The organism is Streptomyces griseobrunneus (assembly GCF_046713465.1).
Taxonomy (GTDB): domain Bacteria; phylum Actinomycetota; class Actinomycetes; order Streptomycetales; family Streptomycetaceae; genus Streptomyces; species Streptomyces microflavus.
This window is the reverse complement of the sequence record NZ_CP177080.1, coordinates 5,879,660-5,897,711: the sequence shown is the minus strand read 5'-3', so window position 1 is coordinate 5,897,711 and position 18,052 is coordinate 5,879,660. Positions and strand designations below refer to the sequence as shown.

The following is an 18,052-nucleotide window of genomic DNA, read 5'->3' as shown; positions in this document are numbered from 1 at the left end:
CCTTCGAGGTCGGAGGTACGGGTTCAGAAAAGCGGGTTACGGGTGCCGGTGAACGGGATCGCCGTCACCTGTGGGTAGAACGCGGTCACCTGCGGGTACGGCGCACTCACCTGCGGGCTCCGCGGGCGGCGATCGCCTGACGGTACAGCTCGGCCGTTCCGGCGGCCGCGCTGGCCCAGGTGAAGTTGGCCAGCACCCGCTCCCGGCCCGCCGCGCCGAGGCGGGCGCGCAGCTCCGGGTCGGCCAGCAGCCGGGCCAGCGCCCCGGCCAGCGCGTCCGGGTCACCGGGGGCCACGGCGAGGCAGGTCTCCCCGTCGCGGCCGGAGACCTCGGGGATCGCGCCGCCGGTGGTGGCGACCAGGGGCGTGCCGGTGGCCATGGCCTCGGCGGCGGGCAGCGAGAACCCCTCGTACAGCGACGGCACACAGGCGACCTGGGCGCTGCGCACGAGGTCGACCAGCTCGGCGTCGCTGATGCCCTTGACGAACTCGACGGCGTCGGTGAGCCCGTGCCGCTCTATGGCCCGGGCGACCGGCCCGTCCTCGGCGCGCTTGCCGACGACGACGAGGTGGGCGGCGGGGTTCTCCGTACGGAGCTTGGCGAGCGCGTCGACGAGGTGGACGAGGCCCTTGAGCGGGACGTCGGCGCTGGAGGTGGTGACGATGCGGCCCGGCACCTCGGCGACGGAGGGGTCGGGCGACCACAGGTCGGTGTCGGCACCGATGTGGACGACGCTGATCCGGTCCGGGCGTACGCCGAGGTCCTCGACGATCTCGTCGCGGGAGGAGCCGGAGACGGTGAGGACGGCGGGCAGCTTGCGGGCGACCCGCTTCTGCATCCGGGTGAAGGCGTACCAGCGGCGTACGGAGGCGCGCCGGCGGCGGCTGGTGGCGGCCTCCAGGTCGAGCCTGCGGTCCACGGTGATGGGGTGGTGGATCGTCGTCACGAGCGGGGCCCCGAGGTCGCCGAGGAGCCCGTAACCGAGGGTCTGGTTGTCGTGGACGACGTCGAACTCGCCGCGCCGGGCCAGGAGATGGCGGCGGGCGCGGAGGCTGAAGGTGAGGGGCTCGGGGAAGCCGCCGGTCCACATGGTGGCGACCTCGGCGAGGTCGACCCAGTCCCGGAACTCGCCGCGCTTCGGGGTGCGGAAGGGGTCGGGCTGCCGGTACAGGTCCAGGCTGGGCAGCTCGGTGAGCGGGACGCCCTCGTCGAGCACGGGGTAGGGCTGCGCGCCGATGACCTCGACGCTGTGACCCAGCCGCACGAGCTCGCGCCCGAGGTGGCGGACGTACACACCCTGCCCGCCGCAGAACGGGTTGCCCTTGTACGTGAGGAGCGCGATGCGCAGCGGCCGGTTGCCGGCCCCGGCGGAGAAGCTGCTGTCGCCCGTGCGGGGGCCCGTTTCAATGGCCTCAGCGGTCACACTCGGCCCCCTTCTGACTGCGTGTTCGCCGGAGCGTAACCGGTAGCGCTAATCTAGAACAAGTTTCAGACTTGATCGTTCGACGTGCATCGAATCTACCGGCAGGTAGCGTCGGCGTGAGGTCCGGATCAGGTGATTCGCGCCACGACGGACGCCCTGGCATGCTGTGCGCGCCCGGACGCATGCGCTTCGTCCGCCCGGGTGCGGAACGCATGGAGACGCATCACGGATCGCGGATCACGGATCGTGAACGGGGACAGCATGACCACGTACGGATCGCGGATGGGGACAGCATGACCGCGGACGCCAGACCGGCAGCGCCTCCGCTGACCGAGCGGCAGGAGGCCCGTCGCCGCCGCATCCTGCACGCCAGCGCGCAGCTCGCGAGCCGGGGCGGTTTCGAGGCGGTGCAGATGCGCGAGGTGGCCGAGGCGGCCGGGGTCGCGCTCGGCACGCTCTACCGCTACTTCCCCTCCAAGATCCACCTGCTGGTCGCCACCATGCAGGACCAGCTCCAGCACATGCACTCCACGCTCCGCAAACGCCCGCCGGCCGGGGACGACGCGGCCCAGCGGGTCGCCGAGACCCTGATGCGCGCCTTCCGCGCCCTCCAGCGCGAACCGCACCTCGCGGACGCCATGGTCCGCGCCCTCACCTTCGCGGACCGCAGCGTGAGCCCGGAGGTGGACACGGTGTCCCGCCTCACGACGGCGATCATCCTGGACGCGATGGGCCTGGAGCACCCGACCCCGGAGCAGCTCTCGGCGGTCCGGGTCATCGAGCACACCTGGCACTCGGCGCTGATCACATGGCTGTCGGGCCGGGCGTCGATCGCCCAGGTCAAGATCGACATCGAGACGGTCTGCCGCCTGATCGACCTGACGGCGGAACCGGGGGCGGGACGGGGCTGAGCCCCGTACGGCGGGCGGCCGCCCGGCCCGCACCCCGTGCGTGTTATCGAGCAGAAGGCGCATCACGCCACTCCGAAGGCGGCGTCGATCCTGGGTTGCGGATCATCGAAACGGGCGGGGACGCGCACCTGCCCCCGCAACGAAGCCCGCCCGGACCGCCGGACGGTGGACGGCACGGAGGCGGCAACAGGCAGAGGCCCAGGCACAGGCACCACCGGCACACCGGCCCGGCTGACCACGAGGTATGACATCTTTCAATCATCCCTCTCGGAATTTGCTGAACGTGTAAAGGTTCACGACAGAAACATCCCCAAAATGGTGCCGTAAGACTGGAGTTTGCGATCCCAGTGGAAAAACTAGAAAGATTCAACGAACCAACCGAAAGGGGATCTTTGGAGGTCCGTAATGGCTTGGAAAAATGAACAAGAAGTCGATGTAGCGATCACCGCTGTCGCGTCGGTCGGGTGTCAAGTTTGCGCTGACGGCATCACGGGCTTCATCGACCAGGTCAAACATCCGTCCTGGCGATCCAACGATGTGGCCCCTCCGCAGGTCGGCGATCGCTTGCACGCAGTGGTGTCGGACGACACGAGAAATCCACCTCGGCTGAGCGCGCTTCAACGTGATATCGATATCGCACGGATGTTGCGTGAACGGGAATGATTTCTCTCGGAGAAGCCACGAAAATTCTCATCACCGCATCGCAGAGCCTCCGGCCAGAGGCCAGGCGTCGAGCGCTTCACCGGTGATAGCCGGACAATCGATCGCGCTACTGACAAGAAGATCGCATGTGCGGCGTGCGCCTCCGGAGTTGGCGTTCGAACTGAAGGAGATCATCACCCTGCTGAAGGACATCACTTTCCCGGGAGGCAAGTGAAGAGGCAGCGGAAAGGATATTCGATTGGTGTCATTCATTCGACCGGCGAGAGGTCCGGGTGGTGGTGGCACTCCTGTCATCGGTGAACTCACCGCGTCCGGCCTGGTGGAAGCCGAGGACCCCGCGCCACTCCGTGAACTACGACGCGACGTCCTGACCGAGGCGGACGCCGAACACTACGACTGCCTCGTGGGCGAATGCTTCTGATACTGCGTCTGTCATGTATGACGGCGGGGCCGCTGCCGCCGACAGGGCCCGCGGCCCCGGTCGCTGTGCCGCGCCCAGCTCCTCAACCGTCACTCCTCCGGCGGAAACACCACCTCCCCCGACCCCACCAGCGTCAGCGTGATCGCCTCCACCGGGCATCCCTCCGCCGCCGCAAGGACCTGTTCCCCCGCGTCGCGGTCCTCCTCCCGCGGGTGGGACTGGCGGGCGGTGTCCAGGTGGAAGGCGTCCGGGGCGTGGTTCACGCACATGCCGGAGCCGATGCAGACGGAGCGGTCGACCTCCACGTGCCAGCGGTCGCCCATCATGCCTCCTGGTAGCCGGCGGGGAGGTGGATCATCTTGTGCTCGAAGAACTCGCCGTAGCCCTCGGGGCCGAACTCGCGGCCCAGGCCCGAGTTCTTGTAGCCGCCGAACGGGCCGAGCATGTCGAGGCTGAAGGTGTTGACGCTGTACGTGCCGGTGCGGACGCGGCGGGCGATGTCGATGCCGCGTTCGGTGTCCGCCGTCCAGACGCTGCCGCTGAGGCCGTACGGGGAGTCGTCGGCGATGCGTACGGCCTCGTCCTCGTCGCCGTACGGGATCAGGCAGATCACCGGGCCGAAGATCTCCTCGCGGGCGATGCGCATGGAGTTGTCGACCGAGCCGAAGAGGGTCGGCTCGACGTACCAGCCTCGCTCCTGGGAGGACGGGCGGTTGCCGCCGGTGAGGATCTTGGCGCCTTCCTCCTGACCCAACCTGATGTAGTCCAGGGAGCGTTGCTGTTGGCGTCGGGCCACCAATGGGCCCAGTTCGGTGGTCGGGTCCAGGGGGTCACCCACGCGGAGGGCTCCGGCCGCTGCGGCGAACGCTTCGGCTATCTCGTCGTAGCGGGAGCGTGGGGCCAGGATGCGCGTCTGGGCCACGCACGCCTGACCGTTGATCATCCAGGCGAAGGGGACGATGCCCGCGACCGCCGCCTCCAGGTCCGCGTCCGGCAGGATCACCGCCGCCGACTTGCCGCCCAGTTCGAGGGTGACGCGGGTGAGGTTGCGGGAGGCGACCTCCATCACGCGGCGGCCCGCCGCGACCGAGCCCGTGAAGGAGACCTTGTCGATGTCCCGGTGCGCCACCAGGTACTCGCTGACCTCGCGGTCGGCCGGGAGGATGGAGAGGACGCCGGGCGGCAGGCCCGCCTCCGCCACGATCTCCGCCAAGAGGTAGGCGTCCAGAGGGGTTTCCGGGGAGACCTTCAGGACTGCCGTGCAGCCTGCCAGCAGCGCTGGGGCCAGTTTCGCTGCGGCCGTGAACTGGGGGACGTTCCACGGGACGACCGCCGCCACCACTCCGACCGGTTCACGGCGGACCAGGAGGGGGCCGAGGACTCCGTCGCGCCGCTCCTCGTACGGGAACGTGCGCGCCACCGTGATCGCCGAGTCCCAGACCATCATCGCGGCGAGCGCCTGCACCATCACGCTCGCGCTGTACGGGGTGCCGTTCTGGGCGCTGATCAGGCGCGCGAACTCCTCGTACCGTACGGCGAAGGCGTCCTTGATCCGGGTGATCACCGCGATCCGCTCGACCAGCGTCATCCGGGGCCAGGGGCCCTCGTCGAAGGCGCGGCGGGCCGCTGCGACAGCCCGGTCCACGTCGGCCTCGGAGGCGTGCGGCACGCGGCCGATGACCTGTTCGGTGTGCGGGGAGATCACCTCGATGACGTCGGTGCCCAGCGGGTCTGTGAACTCCCCGCCGATGAACAGCTTTCCGTGTTCCACAAGCTCCGTAAGTTCCGTCATGGCTGTTGCCTCCCGCGAAACCGCACACGTTACGTACCTGACTGCTCGTCAGAACTGATACCAGTTCCTGTTCCAGGAGTCCACGGTGCGGACCGTACCCACGAAGCGAGAAAGTGGTAGACCCGGGCTACCACTGGAACAAGTTCTCGTTACAGTGGGATCAGCGCACGCCGCCGAGCAGAGATGGGAAGCCCATGACGCAGGTGACGCAGGTGACCGACCACGGCGGGGGCGTCCACAGCATCAAGGTCCCCATCCCGGACAACCCGCTCGGCCACACCCTGGTCCACCTCGTCGACACCGACCGGGGGCCCGTCCTCATCGATACGGGGTGGGACGACCCGGCATCGTGGGACGCCCTGACGGCCGGGCTCACCGCGCTCGGCACCTCCGTCACCGACGTCCAAGGCGTCGTGATCACCCACCACCACCCCGACCACCACGGGCTCTCCGGCCAGGTCCGCGAGGCCTCCGGGGCCTGGATCGCGATGCACGAGGCGGACACCGCGATCGTCCGGCGCACGCGGGAGGCCGAGCCCGGTACCTGGCTCGGCTACCTCGCCCGGAAGCTCGCCGCCGTCGGCGCCCCCGACGACCACCTCGCCCCCCTGCTCACCGCCCGCAGCCGCGGCCGGCTGCGGACCCTGCCCGGGCTGCGCGCCGCCCTGCCGGACCGCGAGATCGTGCCCGGCGAGCTGCTCGACCTCGCCGGGCGGCGGCTGCGCGCCGTCTGGACCCCCGGCCACACCCCGGGCCATGTCTGCCTCCATCTGGAGGAGCGGCATCCGGCGAACCTGCCGGGGCACGGGCGGCTCTTCTCCGGGGACCACCTGCTGCCCGGGATCAGCCCGCACATCGGGCTGTACGAGGACCCCGACGACACCACGGTCACCGATCCGCTCGGGGACTACCTCGCCTCGCTGGAGCGGATCGGGCGGCTCGGGGTGGCCGAGGTGCTCCCCGCCCACCAGCACGCGTTCACCGATGCGGGCGGGCGCGTGCAGGAGCTGCTGGACCACCACGAGGAGCGGCTGACCGGGCTGCTCGCCCTGCTCGCCACGCCGCTGACCCCGTGGCAGCTGGCCGAGCGGATGCAGTGGAACCGTCCCTGGGAGCAGATCCCGCACGGTTCGCGGTCCATCGCCGTCTCGGAGGCCGAGTCCCATCTGCGCCGACTGGTGAAGCTCGGGCGCGCGGAGGCGGTGGCCGGCAGCGACCCGGTCACGTACATCTCGGTGTGAGCCGCCTCGTCCCCTACGGCACGCAGTCACGTACGGCACGCAGCCACGACGCTGGCGGTCCGCCGCCCCGGGGAGGGACGCTACAGCCCGGTAGAGTGGGCAGGTCGTCATCATGCCCGTACAGGGGGAAGCCGGTGCGAATCCGGCGCCGGCCCCAGCCGTGAACCGTCCGCCCGACGGCAGCCGGAACGCCCTGTCCGCGGAGCGTGAGCGGCGAGGGGCCGTGGGGGCAGTGTGACCACGGGCCCCAGGGCCACCGGGACCCCGGTGGCCGGCACCGTCGAGGTATACGGGGCCGGAGCCCGGTGCCCTCGTGCGTCCGGGAGAGCCGGCCCCCGCAGGAGAGGCACAGCCCGCCATGACCGTACGCCGCAGCGCAGCCGCGCTCGCGACCACCGCCGTTCTTCTGGGCGCGGCCGCACCCTTCGCGGCCGCATCCGTCGCGGTCGCCGCACCGAGCCCCTCCCCGTCGGCCGAGCTGCCGCCGGGGCTCTACGGCACCACGGACCCCACGTACGACGGGGTGTGGCGGCAGTCGCTGGCCTTCCTCGCCCAGAAGATCGAGTACGTCACGCCGTCGACGCAGGCGGTGGACTGGCTGGTGGGGCAGCAGTGCGACAGCGGCGCGTTCACCTCCTACCGGGACCCCGCGAAGCCGTGCGACGCGTCGACCGTGATGGACACCAACGCCACGGCCGCCGCCGTGCAGGCGCTCGTCGAGGTGAACCAGCACCGTGACGCCGCCGACAACGGGGCCGACTGGCTGAAGTCCGTCCAGAACGAGGACGGCGGCTGGGGGTACAACCCGGGCAGCCCCAGCGACGCCAACTCCACCGCCGTCGTGATCGGCGCCCTCGCCCGTACGAGCGTCCCGATCGGCGAGGTGACCACCGCCGACGGCAAGACCCCCTACACCGCGCTCCAGGCCCTGGCCATCCCGTGCGGCAAGGAGGACGGCGGCGCCTTCGCCTACCAGCCCGGCAAGAAGGGCGAGCTCGTCGCCAACAACGACGCGTCGGCCGCCGCCGTGCTCGGGCTGCTGGGCAAGGGCATGGCCGTCGGGGACGCCAACGCGGTGAAGGACCCCGTCTGCAGCAAGGGCGACGACCTCACCGCCGAGCAGAGCGCGCAGAACGGCGCCCACTACCTCGCCGCGACCCTGGCCGCCTCCCCCTACCTGGAGCAGCCCCCGATGCCGGGTGCCGAGGACGCCGAGCCGCAGCCCGACTTCGGCAACACGGCGGACGCGGTCGTCTCCCTCGCCGCTTCCGGGCACAAGGACAAGGCCGCCGCCTCGGTGAAGTGGCTGGAGAAGAACGCCGGGACCTGGGCGAAGCAGGGCGGGCCCGCCGCCTCCGCGCAGCTGATCTTCGCCGCGCACGCCACCGGCGCCGACGCCCGCAACTTCGGCGGGACCGACCTGGTCAAGCAGCTCAACGCGACCGGCCCCTCCCCCGCCGCGACCGCGCTCCCCTCGCCGACGCCGAGCGGTCCGCAGCCCTCCAGCGGCACCGAGAGCGACGACGGCGGGCTCGGCCTGTGGTGGCTGGTCGGCATCGGTCTGCTCTTCGGCGCGGGCATCGGCTTCCTGCTCTCCATGCGCCGGAAGAAGCAGCAGCCGTGACGGATCGTGCCGGGTGCGCCGGTGAGCGGCGCACACCGTCCGGAGCAGGGCTCCGGGCTCCGGTCGCCGCTCTCCTCACCACCCTGCTCGCCGCCTCGGCGGTCCTGCTCGGGGCGGGCGGTGCCGAGGCCGCCGGGTACCGCTACTGGTCCTTCTGGGAGGGCAACGGCAAGACGTGGGCGTACGCCACCCAGGGTCCCTCCCTGCTGCGCCCCGACGACGGTACGGTCCAGGGCTTCCGGTTCTCCGTCAGCGAGGACTCCGCCGACGCCGACCAGCCGCGCCGCGCCCCCGACTTCGGGGCGGTCTGCGCGGACACCCCGGCGAAGGACGGTTCGAAGCGGGTCGCCCTGGTGATCGACCCCGGTACGGCGGCGGACGCCCCGGACGGGGAGGAGCCGCCCGCACTGCGCACCGCCTGCGCCCAGGTCGCGCCGGACGCCAGCAGCGCGGAGGCGCTCGCCTCGGTGGCGAAGCCGCTGCGGTACGACAGCAGCGCGATGATCTGCGCGATCTCGGGCTATCCGAGGTCGGGCTGCGGCGAGCAGGTGTCGGGCGACGGCAGCAAGAAGGACGGCAGCGGGAAGCCCTCCGCGCCCGCCGCCTCCTCGGCACCGGCAGCGGATGGCGTGGATGACGGGGATGGCGGCAGCGGCGGTGGCCCCTCCGCCGGTCTCCTCGTCGGCATCGGGGCCGTCCTGCTGCTGGGCGTAGCCGCCGTGTTCCAGGCCCGCCGGCGCCGATGACGCGCTCCCCGGGGGCGGCCCGGCTGCTCCGGCGTGCCCTGCACGCGCCCGAGGCGGGGCGCTCCAACGCGCTGCCCGCCGGGGCGTGGTGGCTGTGGGCGCTGGGGCTGGCCACCGCCGCCTCCCGGACGACCAACCCGCTGCTGCTCGGCCTGCTGGTCGGGGTGGCGGGGTATGTGGTGGCGGCCCGGCGCACGGACGCGCCGTGGGCCCGCTCGTACGGGGCGTTCATCAAGCTCGGGCTCTTCGTGGTGGCGCTTCGCCTGCTCTTCTCCGTCTTCCTCGGCTCGCAGATCCCGGGCTCGCACACCGTGCTGACGCTCCCCGAAGTGCCGCTGCCCGACTGGGCGCAGGGGGTGCGGATCGGCGGCCGGGTCACGGCCGAGCAGCTGGTCTTCTCCCTCTACGACGGGATGAAGCTGGCCGCGCTGCTGATCTGCGTCGGCGCGGCGAACTCGCTCGCCAACCCGGCCCGGCTGCTGAAGTCCCTGCCCGGTGCGCTGTACGAAGTCGGGGTCGCCGTCGTCGTCGCCATGACGTTCGCCCCGAACATGGTCGCCGATGTGGTCCGGCTGCGCACCGCGCGGCGGCTGCGGGGGCGGCCGACCGGTGGGGTGAAGGCCGTCGCGCAGATCGGACTGCCGGTGCTGGAGGGGGCGTTGGAGCGGTCGGTGGCGGTGGCCGCGTCGATGGACGCGCGGGGGTACGGGCGTACCGCCCAGGTCCCGCCCGCCGTCCGGCACACCACCAACGTCCTCACCCTGGGCGGGCTGCTCGGGGTGTGCGCCGGCACGTACGGGCTGCTGGCCGCGCAGGGGGCCGTGTACGGGCTGCCCGTTCTGCTGGCGGGGCTCGTCGCGGCGATGGCGGGGCTGCGGCTGGGCGGCCGCCGTTCGGTGCGCACCCGCTACCGCCCGGACCGGTGGGGCGTACGGGCCTGGCTGGTGGCGGGGTCGGGTGCGGTGGTGGCGGCCGCGATGATCTGGGCGGGCTCGGTCGATCCGGAGGCGCTGCACCCCGGGGTCGTACCGCTGACCGCGCCGGTGCTGCCGCTCTGGCCGGCGGCGGCCGTGCTGATCGGGCTGCTGCCCGCGCTGGTCGCCCCCCTACCCCCGTCGGCGCGGGGCTTCGAAGAACACGACCGTCGCATCGAGGAGCAGGCGTGATCAGGTTCGAGCAGGTCTCCGTGCGGTACGACGGGACGGACCGGCCCACCTTGTCCGGCGTCGATCTCGCGGTCCCGGAAGGGGAGTTGGTGCTGCTCGTCGGCCCGTCGGGGGTCGGTAAGTCGACGTTGCTCGGTACGGTCTCGGGGCTGGTCCCGCACTTCACGGGCGGCGTGCTGAGCGGCCGGGTCACGGTGGGCGGGCGCGACACCCGCACCCACAAGCCGCGTGAACTGGCCGACCTGGTCGGCACGGTGGGGCAGGACCCGTTGGCCCACTTCGTCACGGACACGGTCGAGGACGAACTCGCTTACGGCATGGAGTCGTTGGGCCTGGCGCCGGACGTCATGCGCCGCCGGGTGGAGGAGACGCTCGATCTGCTGGGCCTGGCCGAGCTGCGGGACCGGCCGATCGCGACCCTGTCGGGCGGCCAGCAGCAGCGGGTGGCGATCGGTTCGGTGCTGACCCCGCACCCCAAGGTCCTGGTGCTCGACGAGCCGACGTCCGCCCTGGACCCGGCAGCGGCCGAGGAGGTTCTGGCGGTCCTGCAACGGCTGGTCCACGACCTGGGGACGACCGTGCTGATGGCCGAGCACCGGCTGGAGCGGGTGGTGCAGTACGCGGACCAGGTCGTCCTGCTGCCCGCGCCGGGCGCCACCCCCGTGATCGGGCCGCCCGCCGACATCATGGCGATCTCGCCGGTGCGGCCGCCGGTCGCGGAGCTGGGGCTGCTGGCGGGCTGGGACCCGTTGCCGCTGTCGGTGCGCGATGCCCGGCGCGGGGCGGGCGAGCTGCGGGCCCGGCTGGCGTCGGCCGAACCGCCCGCGCCGCCGGGGCCGGCCGCGAATGTGTCCGTCGCGCCGCCGGAGCCCTCCGTGGACGTGTCCGCCGCGCCGCCGGGGCCCCCCGTGAACGTGAACCCGTCCGTCGCGCCCCCGCCCGTATCCCCCGGCCCCCGCCCGGGCCGGATCGCCCGGCTGCTGGGACGTAAGGGATCTGCCGAAGCGGCCCCCGCCGCCGACCCCGTCACCCGGGTCGAGTGGCTGAGCGTGCGGCGCGGCCGGATCGAGGCGCTTCGGCGGGTCACGCTCACCGTGGCCCCGGGCGAGACGGTGGCCCTGATGGGCCGCAACGGGGCCGGCAAGTCCACGCTGCTCGGCGCCCTGGTCGGCATGGTCGAGCCCACCTCAGGCACCGTACGCGTCGGCGGCCTGGCCCCGGCCCGTACCGATCCGCGCACCATGATCCGCCGGGTCGGCCTGGTCCCGCAGGAGCCGCGCGATCTGCTGTACGCGGACACGGTGGCCGCCGAGTGCGCGGCCGCCGACCGGGACGCGGGCGCGGCGGAGGGCACCTGCCGGGCGCTGGTCTCCGAACTGCTCCCGGGCGTCGCGGACGCCACGCACCCCCGCGACCTCTCCGAGGGCCAGCGGCTCGCCCTCGCCCTCGCCCTGGTCCTGACGGCCCGCCCGCCGCTGTTGCTGCTGGACGAGCCGACCCGGGGCCTGGACTACGCGGCGAAGGGGCGGCTCGTCGGCGTACTGCGGTCGCTGGCGGCCGAGGGCCATGCGATCGTCCTGGCGACGCACGATGTGGAGCTGGCGGCGGAGCTGGCCCACCGGGTGGTGATCCTCGCCGACGGGGAGGTCGTCGCGGACGGCCCGACCGGGCGGGTGGTGGTCTCCTCCCCCGCCTTCGCCCCGCAGACGGCGAAGATCCTGGCCCCGCAGGAGTGGCTGACCGTCTCCCAGGTGCGCGGCGCGCTGGAGGCGGGCGCGTGAGTATGACGACGGAGGGGGTACGGAACCGGGCCCCCCGGCCCGTGCGGCTCGGGCCGAAGTCGGTGGCCGCGCTGGTGCTGGTCAGCGCCGTCGGGGTGGTCGCCTTCGGGTGGCCGCTGCTCGCCGGTGCCGGGTCGGGTCTCGCGCACGCGCAGGACGCGCCGTGGCTGTTCGCGGCGCTGCTGCCGCTGCTGGTCGCGGTGGTGGTGGCGACGATCTCGGAGTCCGGCATGGATGCCAAGGCCGTCGCGATGCTCGGTGTGCTGGCGGCGGTCGGGGCGGCGCTGCGTCCGCTGGGGGCGGGCACGGCGGGCCTGGAGCCGATGTTCTTCCTGATGGTGCTGAGCGGGCGGGTGCTGGGCCCCGGCTTCGGCTTCGTGCTCGGCTCGGTGACGATGTTCGCGTCCGCCCTGCTCACGGGCGGGGTGGGGCCGTGGATGCCGTTCCAGATGCTGTCGATGGGCTGGTTCACGATGGGCGCGGGGCTGCTGCCGGGCGCGGACCGGCTGCGCGGCCGGGCGGAGCTGGCGATGCTCGCGGTCTACGGGTCCGTGGCAGCGTTCGCGTACGGCACGATCATGAATCTGTACGGCTGGACGATCGTCCCCGGTCTGGGCTCGGGCATCTCGTTCGTCGCGGGCGACCCGCTCCAAGAGAACCTGGTGCGCTTCCTCGCCTACTGCGCGGCGACCTCGCTGGGCTGGGACCTGGGGCGGGCGGTGCTCACCGTCGTGCTGACGCTCACGGTCGGGCCGACCCTGCTGAAGGCGCTGCGCCGGGCGACCCGGCGGGCGGCGTTCGACGCGCGGGTGGGGTTCGGGGAGCCCGACAGGCCCTAGGCCGTGTATCGAAGGTGGATCTCGAACGATGAATGATCACGGTTCATGGGTCGGGGAGATCTCACGGAGAGCAGTGGGTGGTGTTGGAGCCGTTGTTGCCGAAGGGGACGAAGGCGGGGCGGCCGCCCGTCTCGCCTCGGCGGCAGTTGATCGACGGCATACGGTTCCGGGTCCGGACCGGTGTTCCGTGGCGGGACGTGCCCGTCGAGTACGGGCCGTGGGGCCGGATCTACGACCTGTTCCGCCGATGGCAGCGGAACGGCACCTGGCAGCGGATCCTCACCTGGCTCCAGTCCCTGGCTGACGCGAAGGGGGAAATCGTGTGGGACCTGAGTGTCGACTCCACCGTATGCCGCGCCCATCAGCATGCAGCCGGGGCTCGCAAACAGGGCGACCTGCAGAAGGAACCACCGGGCGGCGTCTTTGACGAGCCCCGTGACCATGGGCTGGGACGGTCGCGCGGCGGGTTCACCACCAAGCTGCACCTGGCAGTTGAGCAGGGCCAAAAGCCCATGTCGATCGTGGTTACGGCCGGGCAGCGCGGGGACTCGCCGCAGTTCGAACCCGTGCTGGCAAAGGTCCGCGTGCCCCGCATCGGGCCGGGCCGGCCACGCGTCCGCCCCAACCGGGTGCGGGCTGACAAGGCGTACGCCTCCCGCAAGAACCGCGCCTACCTGCGCCGCCGGGGAATCCGCTGCACCATCCCGGACAAGGCCGACCAGGCGCGCAACCGACAAAGAATCGGCTCCCTCGGTGGTCGGCCGCCACGTTTCGACGCGGTCGATTACCGCGAGCGTCACGCGGTCGAGTGCGGAATCAACCGCCTCAAGAGACAGCGTGCAGTCGCCACGCGCTATGACAAGCTCGCTGTCCGCTACGAGGCGACCGTCCTCGTCGCTGCCATCACCGAGTGGCTGTGACCCTCGGCCCTGGCGCGGTGGGATCCACGTTCCACACCGCAGGCAGATCGCTGCCGCAGAGGACGCAGACGAAGTCGTCCTCGCGCACGATGTTGTGCTCCTGCCAGTCGGGACACCACCTCATGGGTGACGCCGGAGGGCCGCCCAAGCTCTACAGCGTCCAGAGAAGGACCAAACGGCGCACTCCGATGGCGGGGGTGATGGTGGCGGCCTAGCGTGGAGAAGTCCGGTCGCCGGCAGTCCGATTCGAATTCCGCGTCGGTGGCAGGGCCCTAGGGTCGTGGAAGGCCGCACAAGCATCACCGGCTCCTTCGCCGGTCGGTGGGATGGAGAACCGGTGGCGCAGTCGTCGTGGAGTGAGTACCGGCCGGGGCAACGGTTTCCGGGGGTTATCGGTCGGACGACCGATGAGTCGAGTCCGGCGTGGCCGCAGCCGGTGCGGGCGGTGGCGGGTGCGCCGAACGTGCTGTTCATCGTGTTCGACGACACCGGTTTCGGGCAGTTGGGCTGCTACGGCAGTCCGATCGAGACGCCGAATCTGGACATGCTGGCCGCGGGTGGGCTTCTCTACAACAACATGCACACCACGGCGCTGTGCTCGCCATCGCGCTCCTGCATCATCACCGGCCGCAACCACCACGCCAACGGCATGGCGGCGATCACGGAGCTGGCCACCGGCTACCCGGGCTACGACGGGCAGATCCCGTTCGAGAACGGGTTCCTGTCGGAGATGCTGCTGCAGCGCGGCTACAACACATACATGGTCGGCAAGTGGCACCTGATGCCCTCGGAGCAGGAGTCGGCGGCGGGCCCGTACGACCGGTGGCCGCTGGGGCGGGGCTTCGAGCGGTTCTACGGGTTCCTGGGCGGCGACACTAGCCAGTGGTATCCGGACCTGGTGCACGACAACCACCAGGTCGAGCCGCCGGCTACGCCGGAGAAGGGCTACCACCTGACGGAGGACCTGGTCGAGCGGGCGATGTCGTTCATCGCCGACGCCAAGCAGGTCGCCCCGGACAAGCCGTTCTTCCTGAACTTGTGCCCCGGTGCGACGCATGCCCCGCACCATGTGCCGCAGGAGTGGGCGGACCGCTACGAGGGCCGGTTCGACAACGGTTGGGACGCCTACCGTGAGCAGACTTTCGCCCGGCAGCAGGAGCTCGGCGTTGTGCCTGCAGACGCGCAGATGTCCCCGCGCGATCCGGACGTGCCCGCGTGGGAGTCGTTGTCGCCGGAGGCGAGGAGACTTGCCGCGCGGTTGATGGAGGTCTACGCAGGGTTCCTGTCCCACACCGACCACCACCTCGGGCGGCTGATGGACTTCCTCAAGGAGACCGGCGAGTTCGACAACACGCTGATCATGGTGGTCTCCGACAACGGTGCGAGCGCCGAGGGCGGGGTGACCGGCACCACCAACGAGATGCAGTTCTTCAACAACGCGCCCGAGACGCTGGAGGAGAGCCTGGTGCGGATCGACGAGATCGGCGGCCCGGATACGTTCAACCACTACCCGTGGGGATGGACGTGGGCGGGCAACACCCCGTTCCGGCGGTGGAAGCGCGAGACCTACCGCGGTGGCGTCAGCGACCCGTTCCTCGTCCACTGGCCCGACGGGATCCGGGCCCGCGGTGAGGTCCGCGACCAGTTCGCGCACATCATCGACATGGTCCCCACCGTCCTGGACGTGCTCGGCATCGAGGCGCCCGCGACCATTCGGGGTGTCACCCAGTCGCCCCTGCACGGGGTCAGCTTCGCGCACACCTTCGACGACGCCGGCGCAGCGAGCCGCCACCGCACCCAGTACTACGAGATGCTCGGACACCGGGCGATCGACCACGACGGATGGCGGGCGGTATGCCCCTGGCCCGGCCCCTCATTCGAGGAGTCCGAGCGGCCGTTCGGCACTCCGATCACGATGGCGGACCTCGACGACCTCGACGCCCACCACTGGGAGCTCTACCACGTCGACGAGGACATCGCCGAAACCAAAAACCTCGCCCAGGAGCACCGCAGCAAACTCATCGAAATGATCGCGCTGTGGTACGTCGAGGCGGGCAAGTACAACGTGATGCCCATCGACGGCAGCGTCCTGCAGCGCATCATGACCGAGCGCCCGCAGATCACCGAGAACCGCACCAGCTACACCTTCCGTTCCGGTACCCAGGCCGTGCCCGCCGCGGTCGCGCCCCGGGTCCTCAACCGCCCGCACAGCGTCACCGCCGACGTCGAGATCCCGCCCGGCGGCGCGCAGGGCGTCCTGCTCTGCCAGGGCACCAACGCCGGCGGCTGGTCCCTCTACGTCAAGGACGGCCACCTGCACTACGCCCACAACTACGTCCAGCGGGCCCTGCACCACGTGATCTCCAGCGAGAGCGTGCCCGAGGGCCGGCACGCACTGCGTTTCGAGTTCGAGCCCACGGGCGCGCCGGACATGGCTCAGGGCAAGGGCGCACCCGGCCGGGCCAAGCTGTACGTCGACGGCCGCCTCGTCGGGCAGAGCGACATGCCGGTGACCACCCCGATCGCCTTCAACCCGGGCGGCATGGCCTGCGGCACCAACCCCGGCTCGGCCATCACCCCCGACTACCAGTCACCGTTCCGCTTCACCGGCACCCTCCACAGCGTCACCGTCGACCTGTCCGGCGACCTCATCGTCGACGCCGAGAGCGAGATGCGCATGCACATGGCCCGCCAGTAAGCCGACCGCCCCACCAATCGTTCGTGCAGGTGGCAGGGCGCACCCATGACCAAGGAGTCGGCCGCTACCTGTTCGGGGTCCTCCCAGACAGCCCCAACGACCTCAATGCGAACGGCGCGGCGCGCAACCTTGAGGCAGCGCTGCTGCGCCTGAGGGCTGGCAGTCTCTACCGGGCCCACGCCGGAACTGAGATCAACCTCCGCGAACGCCACCAGGTCCAGCCGCACCCGAACACGGCGATCGGCAGTCAGACCCCATGATCAATCTCGGTGCCAACGGTTCTACCGATGTGCCCCAAGGCCGGATTCACTTCCGATACACGGCCTAGGGGTGAACGGCCCCCTGGGCTCCTGAAGGGCCAGGTAAGTCCTACAGCCGCTGGATGATCGTCCCCGTGGCCAGCGCCCCGCCCGCGCACATCGTGATGAGCGCGAACTCCTTGTCGCGGCGTTCCAGTTCGTGCAGGGCGGTGGTGATCAGGCGCGCGCCCGTCGCACCGACCGGGTGGCCCAGCGCGATCGCGCCGCCGTTGACGTTGACCTTATCCAGGCCGTCGAGGTCGGCCTCGAACTCCTGGGACCAGCTGAGCACCACCGAGGCGAACGCCTCGTTGATCTCGACGAGGTCGATGTCCTTCAGCGACATGCCCGCCTTCCCGAGCACCGCCCGGGTGGCGTCGATCGGGCCGTCCAGGTGGAAGTGCGGGTCGGAGCCGACCAGGGCCTGGGCCACGATCCGGGCCCGGGGCTTGAGCTTCAGGGCGCGGGCCATCCGCTTCGAGGCCCACATGAGGGCGCAGGCGCCGTCGGATATCTGCGAGGAGTTGCCGGCGGTGTGGATCGCGCTCGGCATGACCGCCTTCAGCCCGGCGAGCGCCTCCATCGAGGTGTCCCGGAGCCCTTCGTCCCGGTCGACGAGCCGCCACATGCCCTCGCCCGCCGACTGCTCCTCCTCGGTGGTGGGGACCTGGACGGCGTACGTCTCGCGCTTGAACCGCTCCTCTGCCCATGCCTCGGCGGCCCGCCGCTGCGAGAGCAGGCCGAGTGCGTCGACCTTCTCCCGGGTCAGGCCGCGTTTGCGGGCGATGCGCTCGGCGGCCTCGAACTGGTTGGGCAGGTCGACGTTCCACTCGTCGGGCCAGGGCTTCCCCGGTCCGTGTTTGGAGCCGCTGCCCAGCGGTACCCGCGACATCGCCTCGACGCCGCAGCTGATGCCCACGTCGATGACTCCGGCGGCGATCATGTTGGCGACCATGTGCGAGGCCTGCTGCGAGGAGCCGCACTGACAGTCCACCGTCGTGGCGGCGGTCTCGTACGGCAGGCCCACGGCCAGCCAGGCGTTGCGGGCCGGGTTCATGGACTGCTCCCCGGCGTGGGTGACGGTGCCGCCGACGATCTGTTCGACGCAGTCGGCCTGGATGCCGGTGCGGCCGAGGAGTTCACGGTAGGTCTCGCCCAGCAGGTAGGCGGGGTGCAGATTGGCGAGCGCGCCTCCACGCTTGCCGATCGGGGTGCGTACGGCTTCGACGATGACGGGTTCCGCGGCCATGAGCTCGTCCTCTCCTCGCGCTTCCGCTGGGGGCGTCCCGGCGCCCACGGAAGGAACTAGTACGCGTTCTAGTTCTGCAAGCAGTCTCGTGACGCGGGACCGGCTGCGCAAGGGGCGTGCACGGACCGCGTACACCCCTTGCGCGCGCCCCCGCATCAGGGCGGCCGACTGCGCGCGACGGCCGCGGGGAACAGATCCGGCCAGGGCCCTTGCGACTTGTAGAACTCGTTACTACCTTGCGGGCAGATTCTGATGGAGCGTCAGGAACGCCAGGCAAAG

15 protein-coding genes and 1 pseudogene are annotated in these 18,052 nt (G+C 71.2%); 11 read left to right on the top strand and 5 right to left on the bottom strand.

The features are described 5' to 3' along the window. Nucleotides 1–106: 106 nt before the first annotated feature. On the bottom strand, nt 107–1,423 hold the full coding sequence (locus tag ACK8N7_RS26860) for a glycosyltransferase family 4 protein (protein ID WP_500444370.1): 1,317 nt from the start codon (nt 1,421–1,423) through the stop codon (nt 107–109). Nucleotides 1,424–1,716: 293 nt separating this feature from the next. On the opposite strand from ACK8N7_RS26860, the gene ACK8N7_RS26855 reads away from it, so the two are divergent. The 3 genes from ACK8N7_RS26855 (at nt 1,717) to ACK8N7_RS26845 (ending at nt 3,418) form a co-directional block, all read left to right on the top strand. Continuing rightward, nucleotides 1,717–2,334, top strand: coding sequence for a TetR family transcriptional regulator (locus ACK8N7_RS26855; protein ID WP_032753073.1), 618 nt, complete (start codon nt 1,717–1,719; stop codon nt 2,332–2,334). A gap of 405 nt (nt 2,335–2,739) precedes the next feature. Further along, nucleotides 2,740–2,997 carry a hypothetical protein gene (locus ACK8N7_RS26850; RefSeq protein ID WP_403208542.1) on the top strand — a complete coding sequence of 86 codons (258 nt, stop codon included), beginning with the start codon at nt 2,740–2,742 and terminating at the stop codon, nt 2,995–2,997. Between the two features lie 241 nt (nt 2,998–3,238). Beyond that, entirely contained in the window at nt 3,239–3,418 is a 180-nt protein-coding gene (locus ACK8N7_RS26845) for a hypothetical protein (RefSeq protein ID WP_500444369.1), read from the top strand. An 89-nt stretch (nt 3,419–3,507) separates the two neighbouring features. Here the strand turns inward: ACK8N7_RS26845 and ACK8N7_RS26840 are convergent, their stop codons facing one another. Both ACK8N7_RS26840 and ACK8N7_RS26835 read right to left on the bottom strand, forming a co-directional pair. Next, the gene (locus tag ACK8N7_RS26840; RefSeq protein ID WP_018511746.1) at nt 3,508–3,741 is read right to left on the bottom strand and encodes a ferredoxin; all 234 of its coding nucleotides are present in this window, start codon (nt 3,739–3,741) and stop codon (nt 3,508–3,510) included. Further along, nucleotides 3,741–5,210 (bottom strand): aldehyde dehydrogenase, encoded by a 1,470-nt coding sequence (locus tag ACK8N7_RS26835; protein ID WP_403208536.1) that lies wholly within the window; start codon nt 5,208–5,210, stop codon nt 3,741–3,743. Before ACK8N7_RS26835 ends, ACK8N7_RS26840 begins: the two co-directional genes overlap by 1 nt. A gap of 194 nt (nt 5,211–5,404) precedes the next feature. Between ACK8N7_RS26835 and ACK8N7_RS26830 the strand changes: the two genes are divergently transcribed. From ACK8N7_RS26830 to ACK8N7_RS26800, 7 genes are all read left to right on the top strand, one after another. Continuing rightward, nucleotides 5,405–6,451 carry a Strvi_7410 family MBL fold metallo-hydrolase gene (locus tag ACK8N7_RS26830; protein ID WP_500444368.1) on the top strand — a complete coding sequence of 349 codons (1,047 nt, stop codon included), beginning with the start codon at nt 5,405–5,407 and terminating at the stop codon, nt 6,449–6,451. 358 nt (nt 6,452–6,809) lie between these two features. Then, nucleotides 6,810–8,075 (top strand): SCO2321 family membrane protein, encoded by a 1,266-nt coding sequence (locus ACK8N7_RS26825; RefSeq protein WP_500444367.1) that lies wholly within the window; start codon nt 6,810–6,812, stop codon nt 8,073–8,075. Next, nucleotides 8,072–8,821, top strand: coding sequence for an SCO2322 family protein (locus ACK8N7_RS26820; protein WP_403208530.1), 750 nt, complete (start codon nt 8,072–8,074; stop codon nt 8,819–8,821). The genes ACK8N7_RS26825 and ACK8N7_RS26820 overlap by 4 nt, the downstream gene beginning before the upstream one ends. Next, nucleotides 8,818–9,987 carry an energy-coupling factor transporter transmembrane component T gene (locus ACK8N7_RS26815; protein ID WP_403208528.1) on the top strand — a complete coding sequence of 390 codons (1,170 nt, stop codon included), beginning with the start codon at nt 8,818–8,820 and terminating at the stop codon, nt 9,985–9,987. Before ACK8N7_RS26820 ends, ACK8N7_RS26815 begins: the two co-directional genes overlap by 4 nt. Continuing rightward, on the top strand, nt 9,984–11,768 hold the full coding sequence (locus ACK8N7_RS26810; RefSeq protein ID WP_500444366.1) for an ABC transporter ATP-binding protein: 1,785 nt from the start codon (nt 9,984–9,986) through the stop codon (nt 11,766–11,768). The genes ACK8N7_RS26815 and ACK8N7_RS26810 overlap by 4 nt, the downstream gene beginning before the upstream one ends. A 2-nt stretch (nt 11,769–11,770) precedes the next feature. Then, nucleotides 11,771–12,607 carry an ECF transporter S component gene (locus ACK8N7_RS26805; protein WP_403209077.1) on the top strand — a complete coding sequence of 279 codons (837 nt, stop codon included), beginning with the start codon at nt 11,771–11,773 and terminating at the stop codon, nt 12,605–12,607. A 45-nt stretch (nt 12,608–12,652) separates the two neighbouring features. Continuing rightward, nucleotides 12,653–13,527 (top strand): IS5 family transposase gene (locus ACK8N7_RS26800; RefSeq protein WP_500444365.1). Its coding sequence is split into 2 segments (ribosomal slippage): nt 12,653–12,677 and nt 12,677–13,527, totalling 876 coding nucleotides; the frame shifts between segments, so codons are not numbered across the junction. On the opposite strand, the pseudogene ACK8N7_RS26795 reads toward ACK8N7_RS26800, so the two are convergent. Next, nucleotides 13,511–13,694: pseudogene (locus ACK8N7_RS26795) on the bottom strand (hypothetical protein); the annotation flags it as partial. The gene ACK8N7_RS26800 and the pseudogene ACK8N7_RS26795 sit on opposite strands and share 17 nt — an antisense overlap. Before the next feature lie 296 nt (nt 13,695–13,990). On the opposite strand from ACK8N7_RS26795, the gene ACK8N7_RS26790 reads away from it, so the two are divergent. Then, nucleotides 13,991–16,225 (top strand): arylsulfatase, encoded by a 2,235-nt coding sequence (locus ACK8N7_RS26790; protein WP_403208522.1) that lies wholly within the window; start codon nt 13,991–13,993, stop codon nt 16,223–16,225. Nucleotides 16,226–16,594: 369 nt separating this feature from the next. On the opposite strand, the gene ACK8N7_RS26785 is transcribed toward ACK8N7_RS26790, so the two are convergent. Then, nucleotides 16,595–17,773, bottom strand: a complete 1,179-nt coding sequence (locus ACK8N7_RS26785) for a steroid 3-ketoacyl-CoA thiolase (protein ID WP_403208520.1) — start codon at nt 17,771–17,773, stop codon at nt 16,595–16,597. Between the last annotated feature and the right edge of the window lie 279 nt (nt 17,774–18,052).